This window comes from Christensenella sp., assembly GCF_034927525.1.
Classification (GTDB): Bacteria; Bacillota; Clostridia; order Christensenellales; family Christensenellaceae; genus Christensenella.
The window spans coordinates 1-3,992 of the sequence record NZ_JAYFPU010000084.1 but is presented as its reverse complement, the minus strand read 5'-3'; the positions used below and the strand labels follow the sequence as shown (position 1 = coordinate 3,992).

The window sequence follows — 3,992 nt, the reverse complement described above, 5'->3', positions numbered from 1 at the left end:
ACCGTGAAGATGCTGGGCGTTTATCGTGAATTCATGGAAAACGTGTTGGCGATCCCTGTGATTGCGGGACGTAAGAGCGAAAAGGAGAAGTTTGCGGGCGCAGATCACACATACACTGTGGAAGCAATGATGTTGGACGGCAAGGCGCTGCAAATGGGTACGTCGCATAATCTGGGACAGAATTTTGCAAAGGGTTTCGATATCCAGTTTCTAGATAAGGACGGACAGCGAAAATATGCTTGGCAGACCTCGTGGGGGACATCTACGCGCATGATCGGCGGGCTTATTATGGTGCACGGCGACGAGCGCGGATTGAAGCTGCCGCCGCGTGTCGCGCCCATCCAGTGCGTGATCGTACCGGTTGCGGCGCACAAGGAAGGCGTGCTGGAAAAAGCAGAAGCATTGTATGCTGAATTGAAAGAGGCGGGTATTCGCGTGGAGTTTGACGACCGTGACCAGAGTCCGGGCTGGAAGTTCAACGAATGGGAACTGAAAGGCGTGCCGCTGCGCTTAGAGATCGGGCCGAGGGATATTGAAGCGGGCCAGTGTATGCTTGCGCGCAGGGATACGTACGAAAAGGAAGCATATCCGCTGGATAACATTGCACTTACAGTGGAAGACCTTTTGAATAAGATACAGGCCAACATGCTGGAGACTGCGCTCAAATACCGTGAAGAACGCACATTTGATGCGCATAACTGGGAAGAATTCATCGAGGGCGTGGAAACAGGACACGGCTTTGTGCGCGCGATGTGGTGCGGCGAGACGGGGTGCGAGGAAGAAATCAAGGAAAAAACAGGCATCACCACACGGTGTATGCCGTTTGACGGCCAGAAGAATTTAGGCGATGTGTGTGTGCATTGCGGCAAGCCCGCGAAGCAGATGATGTATTTCGCGAAATCTTACTGAGGAGGTTGTTATGGCGGAGGTTAGATATTTTTCGAGGTCGGGAAACACGAAGGTGATCGCCGAAGCGATCGCGGTCGCGGCGGATGTGGAAGCAAAAGATGTGAGTGTGCTCATTGCAGGACAGACGGACGTCCTCTTTTTGGGCGGCGCGCTTTACGCGGGTGGAATCGCCGGCAAGTTAAAAAAGTTTATCAAAACACTTTCGCCGGAAATGTCTGGTAAGGTGGCAGTGTTCAGTACCACGGCGGATCCGGACGGCGCGTATGAAAAGATCAAGAAGCATCTTGAAAAATGCGGGATCACGCCGATGAAGCAGGAATTTCATTGTACGAGCAGGCAGGTGAAGGACGAGGCAACACAAAAACGTGCGGCGGATTTTGCGCGGGATGTGCTGGGGAAGTAGAGAGGCAGATAAAACAGGCTGTGTAAAATTTATGCAGCCTGTTTTTTAATACTTGTTTTTGGGTATGAATGATACAACGAAAGGAAGGGGACGACGGACATGAATACATTGTATGAGATAGCTGGGATCAAAGGGCGCGAGATCATTGATTCGCGCGGCAACCCGACAGTAGAAGCGGAAGTATATTTGAAAAGCGGTGCAATGGCGCGCGCGAGCGTGCCGTCCGGCGCGTCGACAGGGGAATTTGAGGCTCACGAACTGCGCGACGGAGACAAAGGCCGTTACGGCGGCAAGGGGGTAGCGCGCGCGGTGGATAACATCAATACGCGCATTGCGTCCGCGCTGCGTGGGATGGACGCTTCGAAGCAAATCCTCTTAGACCATACGATGATCGACCTTGACGGCACACAGAACAAGACGGCGCTGGGGGCAAACGCGATCCTTGCCGTTTCGCTGGCTGTGGCAAAGGCTGCGGCGCATGCGCTCAATGTGCCCTTGTTCCATTACCTCGGCGGCGTGATGGCACATGTGCTTCCCGTGCCCATGATGAATATTTTGAACGGCGGCAAGCACGCCTCCAATAATGTAGATATACAGGAATTTATGATCGTACCGGTGGGCGCGCCCACGTTTTCCGAGGCGCTTCGTTGGGGCGTTGAAATTTACCATGCGCTGGGGTCGCGCCTGACAAGTACCGGGCATTCTACGACGGTGGGTGACGAGGGCGGCTTTGCGCCCGATTTATCCAGCGACGAAGAAGCGATTGAGCTGATCGTACGCTCTATCGGCGACGCGGGATACAGCACGGACGACGTGAAGATCGCGCTTGATGCGGCGAGCAGTGAATGGTACGCGGATGGGCAGTATACGCTGCTCAAAAAGAATACGCAGTTAAAGAGCAGTGACCTGATTGCTTATTGGCAGAAGCTTCTCGCGGCATATCCTATTATTTCTATTGAGGACGGTCTTGGGGAAAAGGATTGGGACGGCTGGAAGACGCTGACAAGCGACCTGCCCATCCAGCTTGTGGGGGACGACTTGTTTGTCACTAACACGCAGCGTCTGCAAAAGGGCATCGATATCGGCGCGGGTAATTCTATCCTGATCAAGGTGAACCAGATTGGCACGCTGACAGAGACGTTTGACGCAATCGAAACTGCGCGTAACGCAGGATTTTCGGCAATCATTTCGCATCGTTCAGGTGAGACTGAGGACACGACCATCGCGGATATTGCTGTGGCGACAGGCGCGGGGCAAATCAAAACAGGTGCACCTACACGCACCGACCGCGTGGCAAAATACAACCGGCTGCTGCGCATCGAGGAAGAACTGCATAGTGCGGCAAGCTATGCGGGCTGGAGTGCGTTTAAGCTAAAATAATCAAATAGGCACATAATGAAAAAGGACTGGGCTTTCGCTCAGTCCTTTTTTTGTTGATGTTCGCGCTTATATTTGCGCTTGGCATAGATCGCGACGATCTCGTCGATCTCGGCGCGCTCGTCCTCGTTCAGCTCGGAATAACCGACAGGGGAGGAAAGGCCTACCGTCATCGATTCGACGGGGTACGGCACATCGATGCGCCCCAACAGGTAATCTACCGATACGTCAAAATAATCGGCTACTTTATCCAGCTTGTCGCCGGAGGGGGAGCTTGCGTCCCACTTTCGTATCGTTCCCTGGCCAAAACCCAGCTCGCGCTCGAGAGCGGCGAAGTTGGTGTTTTTTTGCCCACACAGTTCACGAATGCGTTCCACCAATTCCATTTTTTTGGCTCACCTTACTAGATGGTAAATTTTCCAAAAATAAAGATTGACAAAAGGAATATTTACCATTATAATAAGCACTGAGAGGAAAATATGCCATTCAATCGGTTCGGTCGCTACTTTTTGATTGAAAACGACTTTTTTCGTACAATACTCTTCTTTTATAATAGAATATTTTCCTCTCTATGTCAATAAAAAGAAGGTAAAAAAACGTGGTATGTAAGCTAGATTTTGTAAATGGCCGGTTTGGTTTCCTAAGAAAATACAACGAGCTGTGGCGACTGTTATCCGAGGTCAGAGAGCTTGCGCACGATTATGGCATTGAATGCGTGGAGGTGAAGGTTGTGACAGATCAAGAATATGGGGAGGAAGATGTATGATTTGTGAGATAGGCGACGCGCCGTACATTGTGAAGGCGATGGGCACGGGCAACAATACGATGTGGCGGCAACAAGAAATTAAACGTGATTTTGAACAATGTGAGCATATACAGGAGAAGCGCACGAAGCGCATGATGGACAACGTTGTGGAGCTGGAGAAGCTATATGGCGGGGCAATCAAATGACCCCCAGTCAGTTTTTCTCTGGCCGGGGGTCAGCGTTGGTAGAACATCGGCTCTACCTCCTATATATGATATCCCGCATCGCGCGATGTGGGGTTCTAAGCTTAACATAAACGCCGTAGGGAGCGTTAAACAGGAAAAGGGGAAAATGATGAAAAAGATATTTTGTATCTGCGTTGCAGTGATGATGCTTGTGTTTGGCGGCACGGCATACGCGACGACGCTGGATACGGAGGCAGTGACGGAGCTGCGGATCGCCAAAACGGATTGTGCGTATGCGATGCAGCCGATGGGCGAGTTGACGGAAGCAGTAAGCAAGGGACACTCGATATATGTGATCACCAAAGAGGGGATC

7 protein-coding genes are annotated in these 3,992 nt (G+C 51.6%); 6 read left to right on the top strand and 1 reads right to left on the bottom strand.

Annotated features, from left to right (window positions below; genetic code table 11):
* The 3 genes from VB081_RS03225 to eno form a co-directional block, all read left to right on the top strand.
* On the top strand, window positions 1-909 hold a 909-nt coding region (locus VB081_RS03225; protein ID WP_323399410.1), incomplete at its 5' end, for a His/Gly/Thr/Pro-type tRNA ligase C-terminal domain-containing protein.
* 10 nt (window positions 910-919) lie between these two features.
* Window positions 920-1,312 (top strand): flavodoxin family protein, encoded by a 393-nt coding sequence (locus VB081_RS03220; RefSeq protein ID WP_323399409.1) that lies wholly within the window; start codon window positions 920-922, stop codon window positions 1,310-1,312.
* Window positions 1,313-1,411: 99 nt separating this feature from the next.
* On the top strand, window positions 1,412-2,692 hold the full coding sequence (eno, locus tag VB081_RS03215; protein ID WP_323399408.1) for a phosphopyruvate hydratase: 1,281 nt from the start codon (window positions 1,412-1,414) through the stop codon (window positions 2,690-2,692).
* A gap of 38 nt (window positions 2,693-2,730) precedes the next feature.
* Here eno and VB081_RS03210 read toward each other — a convergent pair whose 3' ends face one another.
* On the bottom strand, window positions 2,731-3,075 hold the full coding sequence (locus tag VB081_RS03210) for a helix-turn-helix domain-containing protein (protein WP_323399407.1): 345 nt from the start codon (window positions 3,073-3,075) through the stop codon (window positions 2,731-2,733).
* 212 nt (window positions 3,076-3,287) lie between these two features.
* On the opposite strand from VB081_RS03210, the gene VB081_RS03205 reads away from it, so the two are divergent.
* The 3 genes from VB081_RS03205 to VB081_RS03195 all read left to right on the top strand — a co-directional run.
* On the top strand, window positions 3,288-3,455 hold the full coding sequence (locus VB081_RS03205; protein ID WP_323399406.1) for a hypothetical protein: 168 nt from the start codon (window positions 3,288-3,290) through the stop codon (window positions 3,453-3,455).
* Entirely contained in the window at window positions 3,452-3,640 is a 189-nt protein-coding gene (locus tag VB081_RS03200) for a hypothetical protein (RefSeq protein WP_323399405.1), read from the top strand. Before VB081_RS03205 ends, VB081_RS03200 begins: the two co-directional genes overlap by 4 nt.
* A 145-nt stretch (window positions 3,641-3,785) precedes the next feature.
* On the top strand, window positions 3,786-3,992 hold a 207-nt coding region (locus VB081_RS03195), incomplete at its 3' end, for a hypothetical protein (protein WP_323399404.1).

Bases quoted from the DNA above. Each gene is read 5' to 3' on its own strand.
- VB081_RS03210 (WP_323399407.1), bottom strand. From the start codon at position 3,075: ATGGAATTGGTGGAACGCATTCGTGAACTGTGTGGGCAAAAAAACACC.
- VB081_RS03200 (WP_323399405.1), top strand. From the start codon at position 3,452: ATGATTTGTGAGATAGGCGACGCGCCGTACATTGTGAAGGCGATGGGC.
- eno (WP_323399408.1), top strand. From the start codon at position 1,412: ATGAATACATTGTATGAGATAGCTGGGATCAAAGGGCGCGAGATCATT.
- VB081_RS03220 (WP_323399409.1), top strand. From the start codon at position 920: ATGGCGGAGGTTAGATATTTTTCGAGGTCGGGAAACACGAAGGTGATC.